This is a genomic window from Gluconobacter sp. P1D12_c, from assembly GCF_018812105.1.
Taxonomy (GTDB): Bacteria; Pseudomonadota; Alphaproteobacteria; order Acetobacterales; family Acetobacteraceae; genus Gluconobacter; species Gluconobacter oxydans_A.
This window is the reverse complement of the sequence record NZ_JACSIQ010000546.1, coordinates 1-425: the sequence shown is the minus strand read 5'-3', so window position 1 is coordinate 425 and position 425 is coordinate 1. Positions and strand designations below refer to the sequence as shown.

Annotated in this window: 1 protein-coding gene; it reads right to left on the bottom strand. The window is 37.6% G+C overall.

Annotation, left to right across the window (positions count from 1 at the left end; all coding sequences use genetic code 11):
- Positions 1-37: 37 nt before the first annotated feature.
- Positions 38-298: a hypothetical protein gene (locus KP705_RS18085; protein WP_215764835.1), complete on the bottom strand. Its 261-nt coding sequence runs from the start codon at positions 296-298 to the stop codon at positions 38-40.
- Positions 299-425 lie beyond the last annotated feature (127 nt).

The window sequence follows — 425 nt, the reverse complement described above, 5'->3', positions numbered from 1 at the left end:
CGTAAGCTGAAGAAGGAAACCCCTTCTTCAGATATATTCAGAAAGCTTCTTTTTTTGTCGGTAATGGCACATTTGGCTGACCGACAAACCATTCGTAGAGTGAAGGATCACTCGGAAGGCGAAGTGTCTCTAGAAGCACTTCATTATCTCGCACTATAGAAAATTCAAAAAATTCATCTAAATTTTCATCATGTAATTCCTTAAGATTTTTCCAAATTTTCATAGTTTCTAAGTCGTTTGAATGAGAAATTATAAATGTATTTTGGCATGCAATATGGAATCGTTCGTTAGTTTTCATAATTTTCCTCCTTCTATAACTTCAAGATTAAATCCCGGCTTTGGTATTGTAGAAAGTTCTTCTTGTGTAGCACGACTACCTACTTCAGCAACGTGGCGGTTCATGTAGTAGCGGACAAGACCCGGCC

Bases quoted from the DNA above. Each gene is read 5' to 3' on its own strand.
- KP705_RS18085 (WP_215764835.1), bottom strand. From the start codon at position 298: ATGAAAACTAACGAACGATTCCATATTGCATGCCAAAATACATTTATA.